The sequence below is a fragment of the Labilibacter marinus genome, assembly GCF_001659685.2.
In the GTDB taxonomy this organism is placed as follows: Bacteria; Bacteroidota; Bacteroidia; order Bacteroidales; family Marinilabiliaceae; genus Saccharicrinis; species Saccharicrinis marinus.
In genome coordinates this window covers 80,786-96,814 of the sequence record NZ_LXYE02000018.1, presented here as the reverse complement: position 1 = coordinate 96,814, position 16,029 = coordinate 80,786, and the positions used below count along the sequence as shown (strand labels likewise).

The following is a 16,029-nucleotide window of genomic DNA, read 5'->3' as shown; positions in this document are numbered from 1 at the left end:
TAAGTATTTTAACGCAAAAACTTTAGTTTAATACGTCAGCTAGTTTTTCATCCAAAATTCGTCCAAACAAATCTTTACCAATGATTTCACCCTCTTTGCTAATTAAGAAATTAGCGGGTAATTTACTGATATTGTAGGTTGTAGCTGGCACAGAACTGGTAAATCTTAAGTCGCTTACATTTATCCATGGAAGCTTATCTTTTTTAACCGCCTCTTCCCATAAAATTTTACTTTTATCAAGCGAAACTTGGTAAACTTCAAAGCCTTTAGGTTTGTATTTACTGTAAATTTTTAAAAGTCTTTTGTTTTCTTCCATCGATTTTTGATCCCAAGAGGCCCAAAAAGAAAGTAACACCATCTTTCCTTTTAACGATGAAAGCTTTATTTTTTTGCCATTTAAGTCTTCCTCTTCAACTTCTGGTATGCTTCTTACTTCATTGGCCTGTGATAATAGTTCTTCACGCAATTGTCTTGTTCTTTGCTCCTTTTTAATGCCTAGAATAAATGATTTTAATTGCTTTACTCTAGGTGCTTCTGGATACATCAAATCTAAACTTGTAGCTACTGCAGTGTACATGTTTAAATCCTTTTTTTGATTAGGGTCAAGAATTAGAGATCCATCATCAAAACGTTGGAAAACAGCGTAATAACTGGCAAAGGAGCGAGGGTTTGTCATAACAAAATCAAAAATAAAGTTCTTTTGATTGTTTATTGACTTAATCATTTCGTCCCTAACTGCTTTACGTTGTTCGGTTTCTAGTTCTGGAATATTGTTATAAACTGTAATTAAGCTATCAATATCGTTTTTAGTTGTTTCTAACTTTTGATTAAGTGTTTTAATGTATTTAGAACCCATCGAGTTTTTAACAGAATAAGATTCTGTTAAATTTTTAGCATTAGCAGTTACTTCAATTTTTTCGGTAGAATCAGCTAAAAGCGTAATTAGGTTGTTATCTGCCAATTTTAATAAAAGAAAAGTAGGGTGCTCTAGTTTTTGCATAGAAAACTTAAAGCTTCCATTTTCTTTTAATTGAACAGAGTCTAAATCCTCTGTACCATCTAAGTTTAGCTTTTGAAAATATAATGTCTTTCCTTCTGCATCAGAAATGTTACCACTTACCCTCATGGTGTCCTTGTTTGAACAAGATGAAATAAGGAATATAAATCCTAGGAAAAGAATAATTCGAAATGTATTCATTTGTTTATTAGTGTTTTGTGTTATTTGTGTCTATGTATGGAAGCACCAAAGATACATTATTTTTTAATATAGCTAAGGATGCTTTGATTGAGCTGATCTCCCCAAATATTTCGTTGTAAAATGACACCTGTACTATCCACAACAAAGTTGCAAGGTAAAGATCTTACTCCCATTTCTACAAGATCTAACGATTCAACAGAATTGGTATCTAGTAAATGCCAATATGGTAATTTATACTTTTTGATGGCTCCTAACCAACTCTCTTTATCTTTGGTATAAGCCACCATAATGGTTTTTAATCCTTTGGGGCCATACCTATACATCAGTTGTTTGCTTTGCTTAAGTTTGGCATCGTCCATTAAATCCTTGCCCGACCACAATATGATATGACATGGCTTACCTTTTACTTGGTTTAAAGTAACTATTTCATTCCAGTTGGTTCTCGCCCTTAGTTCAGGGAAAGTACCGCCTTGATGATAGCGTTGCTCAGCTCGGATAGCTGTGAATGCTTGCATGATTTGTTGATCGTATGCTTGGAATAATTCAGCCGTTTCTGGATTACTGGTTAGTTTCTCTGCATTATCTATAAATAACTGAATGTCTTTTTGCAAGTTAAATATGGAAATGTTGCCCGCTTTTTGATTTAGCATGATATATTCCAATATGGGCGATTCATTTCCCTTAGTAATATCTATACTTTGCTTTCTGTATTGTTCAATCAGTATTTCTTTTTGCTTATATAATGCTTTGTATATCGAGTCATTGTAGTTTTCTGAATCAATCTGATTAAGCCTATCTGATAATTGATCCATCTCTTTGGCAAAAGCTATTCTGTTTTTATTGAGCTTCCAAAGTGTTGTGTGGAACTTTGAATTGTTGCTTTTAATCGAATTGGTGAGTTGGCTGGCATCTGCATTCAGATTAATGTAGTCGCTGGGTTTTAAAAAGAGATTTATTCTACTTGCATCGGCAAAATCTAAATAGTAGAACCCCGCTTTTTTAATGCTTTGTTTGGCAACTGAAAAAGTGCCTTCTGTATCAATGGATATAGTATCTAGCGCATTGGATGTATCAGATTCGTTGAAGAGATAGATCTGTTGGTGTGCATAGTTAGAAACCAAACCTTCTATTAAAGGAATTTGTTTTACTTTTTTTTCAGAGCACGAGAACAGTAATAATGTAATTATGCCAAATATACTATAGGTGAAGTTGCGCATCTTGTCAAGTTTAGAATTCTATTACCGAATAAATATCACGAAAATATTGATATTACCTATGCATGTAATTAAAATCCTTCAATAAATCTTGTAAAAATTGTTTGGCGGAACCATTAATCTCCGTAATGCCCAATTTCTTTTTTAAGGCATTTTGTAGTTTTACTTGCATGGGGTGGTAAGCTATGTCAGTTCCTGTGTCATTTTGCGAATTGACAAAGTTAAGTACCTCGTTAATGGTTGTAGCGTCTTCGTCGCTCAGGTTGGATGACTGAACATAAACAGGTGTGTAGTCGTCAGGAACTTCTACATAATTGGTATCTTCAAAAAGATTTTTACTCGATACTTTAACTACTGTAGTGTCTGTTGCCAAGTCGCCTAATCTTTGTGATTTTTTACTGCTGATGATAGAAATAATGGCTACGGGGCCAAAAAACAGATAGATATCGATAATACGCATGACCCATCTGATAAGGCATGTTCCCAAGGTTAATTCCGATCCATCTAGCTTAGCTACTTTTATTTTAAGTACCATTTTTCCAAAGGTTTGTCCATTCATAAAAACCTCAGATAATAAAGTGTAAAATACAACGGGTATGGTAAAAATACTATGCCATAACTGCAAATCACCTGATTGCTGAAGTATAACTATCCAAATGATAGACCAAGCAGTGGTAACAAGAGAATCAAAAAGAAAAGCAAGAATTCTATCTCCAACTCCAGCAATTCTATATTCTAAATCAATGTTTTGTGTAGTAGAAACATTTACAAACTCCATAAGTGTACAATGTAATCGGTTATGATTAAAATATCGCTTGCCAAATGTAACAAATTTACATTGATTAGTTATATTTGAAAAATCGTTGAAAGCCTGTTTTATTTAATTTATACTTAACCCCAAGTAACAATTGTGAAAGAGATAACCTTTATTAACCGAAATAAATCTCGGTGGAGTAGCTTTGAGGAAAATATGAAAAAGGGCGATCAGTTAGAGCCTGATCAATTGGCAGATCAGTTTATTCAGTTGACCGATGATTTAGCTTATGCCCGTACTTTCTTTCCCAAGTCAGGTTCTATTTCTTACCTTAATGCGCTTACGGTTAAAACCCATCAAGAAATTTATAAAAACAAAAAGGAAAAGTCTAGTCGATTAAAATCCTTTTGGTTGACTGAATTGCCACTCGAACTTTATCATAGTAGAAAGTATTTCATTATTTCGATGATTATTTTTGGATTGGCTGCTGCCTTAGGTGCTGTTTCTGCATTAAATGACGATAGTTTTTTAAGGCTAATTCTGGGAGATTCTTATGTAAACACAACACTTGATAATATTGAAAAGGGCAATCCTATGGGTATATATGAATCGATGGGTGAGTTTGAAATGTTTTTTAGAATTACCTTCAATAATATAAGAGTTTCGTTTATTGTATTTGTGAGTGGTATGCTAACTGCTATAGGTGTAGGTATGCTACTAATGCAAAATGGTATTATGCTTGGAGCATTTCAAACATTTTTTGTGCAAAAGCAACTTTTTTCTGTATCTACGCTGGCTATTTATATTCATGGTGCCTTGGAGATACCAGGTATTGTAATAGCTGGAGGTGCTGGCATAATATTGGGTAATAGCTTTTTGTTTCCAGGTACGCTGCCTCGTTCTACCTCATTAATGATAGGTGTAAAAAGAGGTGTGAAAATAATAATTGGTCTTATTCCTGTGTTTTTTGTGGCAGGCTTTTTAGAAAGTTTTGTTACCCGACATTACGATACTATGCCATTGGTTATTAATCTATTTATAATTATTGGATCATTATTTATGATAATGTGGTACTTTTTTGTGTATCCTAATAGAATATATAAACGTGTAAAGGCACACGCCGCGAGTAGTAACAAAGATATTTAATAGATAATTTATGATTGAAGAAAAAGTTGTAGTTAGTAAAAAAAGAGATTTTAGCGATGTGCTAAATGTGGCTTTTGCATTTATACGTCAGGAGTATAAAAAAATGGGGCGTATGTTATTAATATATGCAGGTATACCTGTATTGGTGCAAGCAATTTTAGCCACATTGTTTCTAAATAGCACAATGTCTACTATTTTAGGTAATATTAATAACCCTGAAGTAGCAAACGAATTTGTTAGTCAAATTCCAGTTAAGGTTATATTATTAGTATTGATATTTGTTGTAGTTCAAGTATTATTAACCGGAATGACTTACTGTTATGTTGTATTGTACAAGGAAAAAGGAGCAGATAATTTTGAGATAAATGAAGTGTGGGATAGATTTACCGGGCTATTCTTGTCAATTATTGGGTTTAATATACTTTCTGTTATTATTATCTTTTTTGCGGCATTTATGCTATTTTTTCCGGCTATATATATTGCCGTACCATTATCTTTAATATTAATAGTTAAAGTTGCAGAAAATAATGGTTATGGTGACTCTTTTTCAAGGTGTTTTTATTTAGTTAGGAGTCATTGGTGGCAAACTTTTGGGCTTGTTATTGTAACGGTTCTTATTGTTTATGCTATTGGTCAAGTTTTTAATATTCCGGCACGGTTGGTAGGAGGAATGGGAGGTATATTAGTTGAGGATTTTTCATTTAGTAAGTTGCCAATGTTATTAATAATGATTTTTTCAACTGTAGGCAATGCTTTATTGGCTCCATTATCACCGCTGGTAGTTTCCTTTCAATATTTTAGTTTAGTGGAGCATAAAGACAATACTTCATTATTAGATAAAATTGATAAAATAAACGAAGCTCCTAATTCAGAGGATGAATAAAAAGTCGGTATATATTCTTTTTGTAATGTTCATCCATTTTGTGGGTGGTTTCCATTTGCTTGCCCAAGATTCGCTTAAAGTGGATGCTTGGGATAGATCTGCTGTGGATTACAGGCCAGCCTCCAAGGAAGTTATGGAGGAGTATAAACAAATGGATGAATATATCTACGACCGATTTCAAAAGCCTGAGAGTTTTTGGGATAAGGTTAAACGTTGGTTAATTGCCAAGTTATTTTCTTCAAAATATAGTGGAAATATAGTTTTTTATCTATTGATAGGGTTTGCAGTTTTAATATTACTGTTTGTGGTGTTGAAGCTACTCGGTGTTAGGATTTCTGGGCTATTTATTTTTGCCCAAGATACCAAAGTGGATAATTTAAAGTTTAAGCTGGGGGAAGATGATATTTACAATGAGAATTTAGAGCGCACCCTAAGTGCTGCAATAAAAAATAAGGCTTATCGCGAGGCGGTTCGTTTAATGTACTTACTAGCTTTACGTCACATGGATAGTGCTGAGCTAATAGATTGGAAACCATGGAAAACCAATAAGGAGTATTATTACGAGTTAAAATCAGCCCATCAAAAGGAGATGTTTAGTCAACTAGTGTTGAGCTACGAATATATCTGGTATGGCCAGTTTGAGGTGTTAGATGATAAATTCTCTGAGGTGCATAGCTTGTTTCAGCGATTTGAACAAACCTTAAGTAGTGGTAAAAAAACGGCGTAGATATGGCAAAGCAGATGAAAAATAAGGTTTTAGTTTATGGGGTTGTGGCTGTGTTTGCACTTTATGTCGTGATTCTAACGCTAACCCCAACGCCAATTAATTGGAGCTACAGTTTCTCTAAAAACGATAAAATACCTTTTGGTAATAGTATTCTTTTTGAGGAGTTGGGGCAGTTATTTCCTGCCGAACAAATAAAAACTAGTCACTCGGCTATCTATAACTTTCTGGAAGATTCAGTAGACGAAAAGCAGAGTATCATTTATATTAACGATCGATTTAATGCAGACGAATTAGACGTTGGAAAACTACTTGATATAGTAGAAGGTGGAAGCAGTGTATTTGTAGCTGCCATTCATTTCTCCGAAGTATTTAAAGATACTTTAGGTTTTAAGGTGGATGAGTCTATGGATTTTAACTTTATGGGGCAGGACTCCACTGTACTTAAATTGGTCAATCAAAAACTAAAAACACCTTGGGGTTACAAGTACACAAAAGGTTTTCATAAAGTAAGCTTCGAATCATACGATACGCTTCGGACGAGCGTTTTAGGGATTAATGAGCAAGCTAAAACCAATTTTGTGCGAATAAATTACGGCAGTGGAAACTTTTATATTAATACCAATCCACTAGCATTTACCAATTACAACTTATTAAAGGATAATAATTACGAATACGTTTTTAAAAGTTTATCTTATTTACCTTATTCTTCTGTTATTTGGGATGAACACTATAAGCAGAAGGCTTTGTCAGCATCTCCGTTCAGGTATATTTTATCCCAAAAAGCTTTGAGGTATGCCTGGTATTTGTTGTTATTTGGTATTCTTACCTATATGGTTTTTGGGGCTAAGCGTCGTCAGCGTATTATACCTATAGTTACCGCACCGCAAAATACCACCCTCACTTTTATTGAAACCATAGGCCGTTTGTATTTCAGAAAACAAAACCATTTAGACATTGCTAAAAAGAAGTATACTTACTTTTTAGAGTTTCTACGCTCAAAGTATTTTATACAAACATCTGAAATTAGCACGGAGCTGTACAATGAGATTGCAGAAAAATGTGATGTGCCACATCGCACAGTGAAACAGCTTTTTGAAATAGCACAAAAATTAGAACTGGTTAAATCAATTTCTGAGGAGGATTTAGATCAGTTCAATAAAAAAATAGAATTCTTTTACGATAAATGTAAAGCAAACAAAAAATAAAACTCACGATATGGAGAATCAAACCCCGTTTGAAAATAGACTTAATTTAGAAGAGTTAAATAGGGCTGCATACCAAATAAAAAGCGAGATAGCCAAGGTTATTGTTGGGCAAGAGAAAATTGTGGACTTGATGCTTACCGCCTTATTGGCTAACGGGCATATTTTGTTAGAAGGTGTGCCAGGAGTGGCAAAAACGATGCTGTCAAAGCTCATGGCCAAAAGTATATCCACCGAGTTTACGCGTATTCAGTTTACACCCGATTTAATGCCTTCGGATGTGTTGGGAACCTCCATTTTTAATATGGGAAAGTCGGAGTTTGAATTTAAAAAAGGACCAATTTTTTCTAACTTGGTTTTAATAGATGAGATAAACCGTGCTCCTGCCAAAACACAAGCTGCTTTGTTTGAGGTGATGGAAGAGCGTCAAGTGACTATTGATGGTGATTGCAAACAGATGGATGCTCCATTTATTGTGTTTGCTACTCAAAATCCAGTAGAACATGAAGGAACATATCGTTTGCCCGAAGCGCAATTGGACCGTTTTTTATTTAAGATTGAATTAGATTATCCTTCGTTAGAGGATGAAGTGCAGATTTTAAGTAATGCGCAGAATAGAGAAAGCGTAAAGGAAATTTCTTTGGTTAATCCAGTTATATCAGCCGAGCAAATTATTGCTTTACAGGCCTTAGTAAAAAAAGTATTGGTAGAGCCTAACCTAATCAGATACATCGCACAAGTGGTGGAGAAAACTCGTAAGTCAAATGCCTTGTTTTTAGGAGGTAGCCCGAGGGCTTCGCTGGCCATATTAAATGCCGCTAAAGCTTTTGCTGCTATCGAAGGACGCGATTTTGTTACGCCTGAGGATATTAAATTTGTGATGATTCCAGTGCTTACCCATCGTGTTATACTTACACCCGAAAAAGAGATGGAAGGCGTAAAGACCAATACGGTAATTCAACAAATTGTTGATTCAGTTGAAATTCCTAGATAGTATAAATAACTAGAGCTATTGACTAAACACTAATGACTATTATCTCATTTCATGCGTAAATTCTGGAAGTCACTATTCTTAACAAATCGATTTTTTCTATCCCTAGCCATAGTGATGGTGTTAATGGTGTTTGGCCAATATTATAAAATGTTTTTATTGGCCGGGCAATTAGCATTTGGGCTATTAATCTTACTTTTTGTTATAGATATGATGCTTCTGTTTACGGGTAAAAGTTCAAACAGAATAAAGGCTGCCAGAATACTTCCTGAGAGGTTCTCCAATGGAGATGAAAATGAGGTTAGCCTTACCTTTACCAGCAGTTTCCCTTTTAAAGCATCCTTAACGCTAGTTGATGAATTACCCAAACAATTTCAGAAGAGGGATTTTAAAGAATTATTTAAGCTCTCGCCTGGTCAGGAACGTAAGTTTAGTTATCAAGTAAAACCTGTTAAAAGAGGTGAGTATCACTTTGGAGCCTTAAATCTATTTGCCCGTACACCTATTTCATTTATCTCGCGTAGGTATATTTTTAATCAGGATGAGATGGTGAAAGTATACCCTAGCTTTATCGAAATGCGTAAGTTTGAGTTAATGGCTATTTCCGACCGTTTAACCGAAATTGGGGTGAAGAAAATACGTAAGGTTGGTCATCAAATGGAGTTCGACCAAATTAGAGATTATATTACGGGCGATGATTACCGAACGGTTAACTGGAAAGCTACCGCGCGTAAAGGTCATTTAATGGTTAACCAATATCAGGATGAAAAATCGCAGCAGGTTTTTAGTCTAATAGATATGGGGCGTACCATGAAAATGCCGTTTAATGGGATGACTTTACTGGATTATGCCATCAATACTTCGCTTGTTATCTCAAATATTGCCATGCTCAAGCATGATAAAGCCGGTTTGTTTACCTATAGCAACACCATTCATTCAATGGTTCCGGCAGCCCGAAATGGTAGGCACCTGCAAAATATTATGGAGGTGTTATATAATCAGGAAACGGGCTATTTAGAGCAGAATCTTGAATTACTCTACGCTCAAATTAAAAGTAAAATTCATCATCGTAGTTTAATGATGTTATATACCAATTTTGAGAGTTTGAGTTCGGCTCGTAGACAAATTCCATTTTTAAAGAGTTTAGCTAAAAATCATCTATTGGTGGTGGTCTTCTTCGAAAATACTGAAGTATCTAAAATCACGGAAAAGAAAACAGACAGCATTGAAGATATTTATATTAAAACCATAGCCGAAAAGTTTAGCTACGATAAAAAACTGATCGTTCGCGAATTGAAACAACATGGCATCCATGCTGTATTAAGCGCACCGGGTGATCTTTCTGTAAATACAGTAAATAAATATTTAGAGATTAAATCCAGGGGGTTGTTGTAGTTTAGATTTTTAAGTTATAAGGTGAATATCTCCATAGGAGTGACATGTTTATAGCTTGGTTTTTATTATCCAAGACGACTCCTTAGAAGTCAAATATGCACCATAGTTGAAGCCGCAAAATCCTTTGCCTATAAGTTTAAATTTTTATGCTTATAGGATTAAAAGTTATAGGCATAAAAATCAATTCTTTCAGAATAAGATCTTATTTTGTAATAGACCTCCTAGGTTTTAAAAACCTGGGAGGTGTGAATCGTACTTTTTTGTTTATTACTTTTCCATTTTTAAAAATGTGTTGAGGAACAATGTTTTTGTATTATCTGCAATGGTTAATTCTTAAATAAATGCATTAGTTTTGTGGCGTAATGAATCACAGTCATTTATATCGTAGCGAATCCATAAAACTTCATTTTAAACAATGGAGCAATAAAGGCTATGCGGCATTTTGCTCCATGGGCAAGGTGGTTCATATCGATAATTTGGCTATTTCATTAACACAATGGATTGGTAATTTAATTGAATTGGTTGAAGAAACTGTTCAATGTCGCCTGTCTCAAGAAGTGGATGAAGCAGCTGAAGAATTACTGGAGCAAGATATGCTTCAGGTATTACCTGTTGTTGTTTCAGCAGATGTTGAGTGTGTAAATAAAATAATAAGAAATAATAATACTAACTGCCGTTAATTGGATATACTCCGATTAGCGGCTTTTTTTTTGCGCTATGGTAAACGAATTAAAACAAAGAGTATTAGATGGAGGGGCAATTACCGAAAAAGAAGCCCAATGGTTATTGAACGAGGCTGATAGAGAAGAGCTTTGTGCTGCAGCTAACGAAATTCGTATTCGTTTTAAAGGTAACGAAATGGAAATGTGTAGCATCTTAAATGCAAAATCGGGTAAGTGTACACAGGATTGTAAATGGTGTTCTCAATCTATGTTTCATAAAACGGATGTGGAGGAATACGAGCTGGTTGATCTTAAATTGGCTGAGAAACAAGCCAAGGAAAATGCCGAAAAAGGAGTGAATAAATTCTCTTTGGTAACGAGTGGTAGGGCTATCTCAAATAAAAATTTGGACGAGCTTTGTGGCGTGTATAAAAATATTCAGCAGACTACTCCTATTCATCTGTGTGCTTCCATGGGATTATTAAATCTTTCTCAATTGGAGAAATTAAAAGAAGCTGGTGTAGAAAATTATCATTGTAATATTGAAACGGCACCTTCGTTTTTTCCTAAAGTGGTTACCTCACACACAATGGATGAAAAGATAAGAACCATCAAATATGCGCAGAGTTTAGGTATGCATGTTTGTTCAGGCGGTATTATTGGCATGGGCGAAACGGCTGAGCAACGTGTAGAAATGGCATTTACATTAAAAGACCTGGGAATAGATTCCATTCCGATTAATATTTTAATGCAAGTTGAAGGTGCTGAGCTGAAAGTAGATAATGAAATATCTGATGAAGAAATTTTAACTGCTTTTGCCATGTTCCGATTTATTAACCCAAAGGCAAATATTCGTTTAGCAGGAGGGAGAAGCTTAATTTCTCATATTCAGGATAAAGCATTGGCTTCTGGTGTGAGTGCGGCTTTGGTAGGGGATTACCTAACTACTATTGGTACAAACATTGAGCAAGACAAAGAGATATTTAAAAATGCTGGCTTTTCGTTAGCCCAGAACAAGTGTGAACATGCTTAAATAGTATCAAGACTCAAGTATCAAGACACAAGATTTAAAAGTTTAATAATGTAAATGCACTATTAAGTCTATACTACTTGTGTCTTGATACTTGATACTCATAGAATATGAACAAACAAACTTTAGAATACGACAGAGAACATATCTGGCATCCGTATACTTCCACTACAAATCCATTACCCGTGTATCAGGTGGAAAAAGCGGAACGATGTACCATTCATCTTACAACAGGTGAGCGATTAATAGATGGCATGTCGTCGTGGTGGGCTGCCGTGCACGGATATAATCATCCGGTTTTAAACAAGGCTGCTGAGGATCAGTTGCAAAAGATGTCGCATGTGATGTTTGGTGGTTTTACCCATCAGCCGGCTGTTGATTTAGCAAAAAGGCTAATCGACATCACACCAAATTCTTTGCAAAAAGTATTTTATTCCGATTCAGGTTCGGTAGCTGTTGAGGTCGCTATGAAAATGGCTATGCAATACTGGTCGAGCAAGGAAATGCCGGAAAAGCAAAAGTTCGCTACCATTCGTAACGGCTATCATGGAGATACTTGGCATGCCATGTCGGTGTGTGATCCAGAAACAGGCATGCATCATATTTTTAACGGTAGTTTACCCATCCATTATTTTGCGGAACAGCCAAAGTGCAGGTTCGAGGATGAATTTAATTCAGTAGATATTGAGTCGTTAGCAAGCATCATTGAAAATCATCATCACGATTTAGCTGCAGTCATTCTAGAGCCTATTGTTCAAGGAGCGGGAGGTATGTGGTTTTATTCGCCAGCATACTTAAAACAAGTTCGCGATTTGTGTAATCAGTATAATGTATTGCTTATCGCAGACGAAATTGCCACTGGTTTTGGACGAACAGGCGAGTTATTCGCTTGTAATTATGCCAATATTTCACCAAATATTATGTGTTTGGGTAAGGCCATTACGGGTGGTTATATGAGCTTTGCTGCAACGTTGGCTACCAATGATGTGGCCGATACAATTAGCAATGGTTCGCCGGGTGTTTTTATGCACGGACCAACGTTTATGGGAAATCCATTGGCATGTGCTGTGGCTAATGCCAGTATTGAATTGTTGCTACAAAGCGATTGGCAAGTGAAAGTTAAACATATCGAAGCGCAATTAATTCAAGGCTTAGCCAAGTGCAAAGCATTAAATATGGTAAACGATGTTCGATGTCTGGGTGCTATTGGAGTAGTTGAACTGAAAGAATCTGTGGATATGGCGGTTATTCAAAAGGCCTTTGTTGAGAAAGGAGTTTGGGTGCGCCCATTTGGAAAGCTGGTATACCTAATGCCACCGTTTATTATTTCAGATGCGGAATTGGAAACCTTGTGTACTGCTTTATATGAGGTTGTTTCTGAAAATATGGAGGTGTAGAGATGAACCATTTTGAAGATGTAATAGCACAAGTTGAAAAGCAAGGTTTATCCAGAACCTTAAAGGCTATCGAAAACGACAAAGATGGTTACTGTGCCTTTCGTGGTCAACGTATGTTAAATTTATCATCAAACGATTATTTAGGCTTAGCTACCAATGCCCAGCTGAAGCAGGATTTTATGCATCAGCTTGCTGAAAATCCATCATGGCTTTTCTTCGGAAGTGGTTCTTCTAGATTGTTGACGGGGAATACTTCCTTATACGATGAAATGGAAACCGCTCTAAAGAATTGGTATAAAAGTGAGGCAGCTTTGTATTTTAATAGTGGTTATCATGCCAATACAGGTCTCCTTCCCGCTTTAAGCGAGAAAAAAGATTTAATATTGTCGGATAAGTATTGTCATGCCAGTATTATAGATGGTATTCGTCTTAGTAATGCTGAGCATGTTAGATATCGCCATGCGGATTACGATCATCTGGAATCTATTTTGGAGAAGCGAAGGCATCTGCACCAGCATGTTTTTATTGTAAGTGAATCCATTTTTAGTATGGATGGAGATGCTGCTGATTTGAAGCGTTTGGTGGCTATAAAAGAAAAGTACAATGCTATTTTGTATGTGGATGAGGCACACGCTGTAGGGGCAATGGGACAAACCGGACTTGGTTTATGCGAGCAGCAAGGAGTAACTTCTAAAATTGACATTCTAATTGGAACCATGGGGAAGGCGATGGCTTCAGTTGGAGCTTATGCTATATTGAATGATACCTTAAAGCAAGTGTTGGTGAATAAAGCACGAACGCTCATTTTTACCACAGCTTTACCTTCAGTGAATATGGCTTGGTCTAAATATATTATAGATAAGATGCCCTCTTTTAATAATGAAAGAGAGTCTTTGCAAAAGTTGGTTTCTTATTGTAATGGAAAGGCAAAGGAATTGGGGTTTGAACCTTCTGGAGGATTTATTCTACCCTTTGTGGTGGGAGAAAATGACGTGGCAGTTCAGTTGGCTGAGCATTTACAACGCAAAGGTTTTTTAATTTTCCCCATTCGTCCGCCAACCGTTCCTAAAGGAACGGCTCGTTTAAGAATGTCTTTAACAGCCAATTTAAAAATAGAGGATGTAGACATGGCCATGGAAGAAATAGAATCCTTTATACATAAATCTTGATACTTGTGTCTTGCTACTTGATACTATAAGAATATGAAACATACCTGGATTAAAAACGACAATACGAAGCTTATCGTATTTTTTAATGGATGGGGATGTGATGAGCATCAATTTACCCATCTAAATGCAAATGATTATGATGTATTAATGCTAAATGATTATCGAAATTTGACACTAGATAATAGTGTTGTTGATGCGATTAATACGTATAGGGAAATCAATATTGCAGCTTGGTCGTATGGCGTTTGGGTAGCACAATATATGTGGGGAGAGTTAAATTTATCCAAACATAAAGCTGTAGCCATTAATGGAACCACCATGCCGGTTAGTAAAGCTTACGGTATTCCAGAAATCATTATGCAAGGAACTTTGGATAATCTTTCGGAAAGGAATATGATGAAGTTTCAGCGAAGAATGGTTGGAGGTAGTGAAGGTTGGAAGGCTTTTGAGACTATCAAACCTCAACGAGATATAACTGAGCAGAAAGAAGAATTGGCGGCACTTATTCAGCATTTTAAAACAGCCTTAGGAGAAGAGAGTTTTTACGATAAAGCAATAGTTGCCTCTGGCGACCTTATTTTTTCAGCGGATAACCAAAAGCAATTTTGGAATGATAAGGCAGAGGTAAAGGAAATAGAAGCGGCACATTATTGCTTTTTTGATATAGAGAATTGGGATAGTTTATTGTCATAATTATGATAGAAACAATAGAGAGACAAGAGGTCGATAAGGAGCTATTGCGAAAGCGTTTTCGTTGTGCGGTTAAAACGTATAACAAGCATGCCGTTGTTCAGCAAAGTATGGCTCATGAGTTGGTAGCAATGGCCAGCCAATGTATTCCGAAATACCATACTAACATGGCTGAGTTTGGCTGCGGTACAGGCTTGCTTACCCATGAGGTTATGCAAAAGTTTGTATGCGACCAATATTTGGCCAACGACTTAGTGCCCGATGTCGCAGAGGATATCAACTTTATCGTTAAAACAGAAAGCACCGCTGACCTTAAGTTTGTGCAAGGAGATGTGGAAAATGTAGATTTAGGTCAGCAGCAAAATGTGATATGGTCGGGTGCAACTATTCAATGGATTCAAGACTTAGATAGGTTCTTTAGTCGCTTATACGATGCTTTAAGTGAGCATGGATATGTGGCTCTCTCCTCTTTTGATATTGATAACTTTATGGAAGTGAAAACCATTACGGGTAAAGGTATTGATTATAAAACGATGGAAGAGGTGATGCACTATGCCCAGCATTATTTTAAAGTATTGAATTATAAATCATGGCATCAGCAGTTGTGGTTTGATACGCCACGAGAGGTGTTAAAGCATATGCGTTTTACTGGAGTCAATTCTGTTGCTAAAGCACAATGGGGTAAAGCGGATTTAGCTCATTTTAATAATGAGTACGAAATGTTTAGAGGCGAGCAGGGCTATCCTTTAACTTATCATCCATTTATAATTATATTACAAAAATAATAAGCTTTAAGCCAATAGTCGGTCCATTGCGCTAATGACTAAAAGCTAATCAATAAAAATTATTCAATGTCAACATATTTTATTTCTGCCATAGATACAGATGCGGGTAAAACGGTAATTACAGGATTACTTGGTCGTTATCTTAAAAGTATTGGTAAGGATGTAATTACCATGAAAATGTCGCAAACTGGATGCCCAGAGTATTCCGAAGATATTGAGAATCATCGTAAGATAATGGGCATGCCGATGTTGGGTATTGACTTAAAAGGTGAAACTTGTCCATATCTGTTTAAGTTTCCTGCTTCTCCGCATTTGGCGGCAGAGATGGAGTGTGTTCGTATTGATGAAGATGTGATACTGCAAGCCATTAAAGGTATAGAGATGCAATATAAAGAAGTGCTGGTTGAAGGTGTTGGAGGTTTGATGGTGCCTATAAACGATGAGGTAATGGTGGTTGATTTTGTAGAGCAAAACCAGTTGCCTGTCATCTTGGTAACTTCAGGGCGTTTAGGTTCTATCAATCATACCTTGCTTTCTTTGGAGGTAATGAAGAAACGTAATATACCTGTATATGGAGTGATCTATAATCATTACCCTATAACCGCTCCGGAAATTACTGCAGACTCTGCCAAAGTGATAAAATCACATTTGAAAAAGTATTATCCCAATGCTTTATGGGGAGAAGTCCCTGTGGTAGAAAATATGGAAGAAATACCAGCTTTGGAATTGGAAGAAGGTTGGTTTTAAAATAAAAGGGCAACTACTTAGTAAGTAACTGCCCTTGCA

16 protein-coding genes are annotated in these 16,029 nt (G+C 36.0%); 13 read left to right on the top strand and 3 right to left on the bottom strand.

Annotated features, from left to right (window positions below; translation table 11 throughout):
• Positions 1-22: 22 nt before the first annotated feature.
• From A8L32_RS07880 to A8L32_RS07870, 3 genes are all read right to left on the bottom strand, one after another.
• Complete coding sequence (locus A8L32_RS07880) at positions 23-1,126, bottom strand: TlpA disulfide reductase family protein (protein WP_233145467.1); 1,104 nt, start codon at positions 1,124-1,126, stop codon at positions 23-25.
• A gap of 128 nt (positions 1,127-1,254) precedes the next feature.
• Positions 1,255-2,415, bottom strand: a complete 1,161-nt coding sequence (locus A8L32_RS07875) for a TlpA family protein disulfide reductase (protein WP_066629858.1) — start codon at positions 2,413-2,415, stop codon at positions 1,255-1,257.
• Positions 2,416-2,467: 52 nt separating this feature from the next.
• Positions 2,468-3,190: an RDD family protein gene (locus A8L32_RS07870; RefSeq protein WP_066629854.1), complete on the bottom strand. Its 723-nt coding sequence runs from the start codon at positions 3,188-3,190 to the stop codon at positions 2,468-2,470.
• Between the two features lie 132 nt (positions 3,191-3,322).
• Here A8L32_RS07870 and A8L32_RS07865 point away from each other — a divergent pair, with 132 nt between their 5' ends.
• The 13 genes from A8L32_RS07865 (at position 3,323) to bioD (ending at position 15,990) form a co-directional block, all read left to right on the top strand.
• Positions 3,323-4,312: a stage II sporulation protein M gene (locus tag A8L32_RS07865; RefSeq protein ID WP_066629851.1), complete on the top strand. Its 990-nt coding sequence runs from the start codon at positions 3,323-3,325 to the stop codon at positions 4,310-4,312.
• Between the two features lie 10 nt (positions 4,313-4,322).
• The gene (locus tag A8L32_RS07860; RefSeq protein ID WP_066629838.1) at positions 4,323-5,195 is read left to right on the top strand and encodes a hypothetical protein; all 873 of its coding nucleotides are present in this window, start codon (positions 4,323-4,325) and stop codon (positions 5,193-5,195) included.
• Entirely contained in the window at positions 5,188-5,922 is a 735-nt protein-coding gene (locus A8L32_RS07855; protein WP_066629835.1) for a DUF4129 domain-containing protein, read from the top strand. Before A8L32_RS07860 ends, A8L32_RS07855 begins: the two co-directional genes overlap by 8 nt.
• A 2-nt stretch (positions 5,923-5,924) precedes the next feature.
• Positions 5,925-7,127, top strand: a complete 1,203-nt coding sequence (locus A8L32_RS07850) for a DUF4350 domain-containing protein (RefSeq protein WP_066629832.1) — start codon at positions 5,925-5,927, stop codon at positions 7,125-7,127.
• A gap of 10 nt (positions 7,128-7,137) precedes the next feature.
• Entirely contained in the window at positions 7,138-8,118 is a 981-nt protein-coding gene (locus tag A8L32_RS07845; protein ID WP_066629829.1) for an AAA family ATPase, read from the top strand.
• 51 nt (positions 8,119-8,169) lie between these two features.
• Positions 8,170-9,510, top strand: coding sequence for a DUF58 domain-containing protein (locus tag A8L32_RS07840; RefSeq protein WP_066629827.1), 1,341 nt, complete (start codon positions 8,170-8,172; stop codon positions 9,508-9,510).
• Between the two features lie 362 nt (positions 9,511-9,872).
• On the top strand, positions 9,873-10,190 hold the full coding sequence (locus A8L32_RS07835; RefSeq protein WP_066629825.1) for a hypothetical protein: 318 nt from the start codon (positions 9,873-9,875) through the stop codon (positions 10,188-10,190).
• 37 nt (positions 10,191-10,227) lie between these two features.
• Positions 10,228-11,205 carry a biotin synthase BioB gene (gene bioB / locus A8L32_RS07830; protein ID WP_066629821.1) on the top strand — a complete coding sequence of 326 codons (978 nt, stop codon included), beginning with the start codon at positions 10,228-10,230 and terminating at the stop codon, positions 11,203-11,205.
• Positions 11,206-11,312: 107 nt separating this feature from the next.
• Entirely contained in the window at positions 11,313-12,599 is a 1,287-nt protein-coding gene (bioA, locus tag A8L32_RS07825) for an adenosylmethionine--8-amino-7-oxononanoate transaminase (RefSeq protein ID WP_066629819.1), read from the top strand.
• 2 nt (positions 12,600-12,601) lie between these two features.
• Positions 12,602-13,768 carry an aminotransferase class I/II-fold pyridoxal phosphate-dependent enzyme gene (locus A8L32_RS07820; RefSeq protein ID WP_066629817.1) on the top strand — a complete coding sequence of 389 codons (1,167 nt, stop codon included), beginning with the start codon at positions 12,602-12,604 and terminating at the stop codon, positions 13,766-13,768.
• 33 nt (positions 13,769-13,801) lie between these two features.
• Complete coding sequence (locus A8L32_RS07815) at positions 13,802-14,461, top strand: DUF452 family protein (protein WP_066629814.1); 660 nt, start codon at positions 13,802-13,804, stop codon at positions 14,459-14,461.
• Between the two features lie 2 nt (positions 14,462-14,463).
• Positions 14,464-15,243: a malonyl-ACP O-methyltransferase BioC gene (gene bioC / locus A8L32_RS07810; protein ID WP_066629812.1), complete on the top strand. Its 780-nt coding sequence runs from the start codon at positions 14,464-14,466 to the stop codon at positions 15,241-15,243.
• A gap of 66 nt (positions 15,244-15,309) precedes the next feature.
• On the top strand, positions 15,310-15,990 hold the full coding sequence (gene bioD, locus A8L32_RS07805; RefSeq protein WP_066629810.1) for a dethiobiotin synthase: 681 nt from the start codon (positions 15,310-15,312) through the stop codon (positions 15,988-15,990).
• Positions 15,991-16,029: the final 39 nt, after the last annotated feature.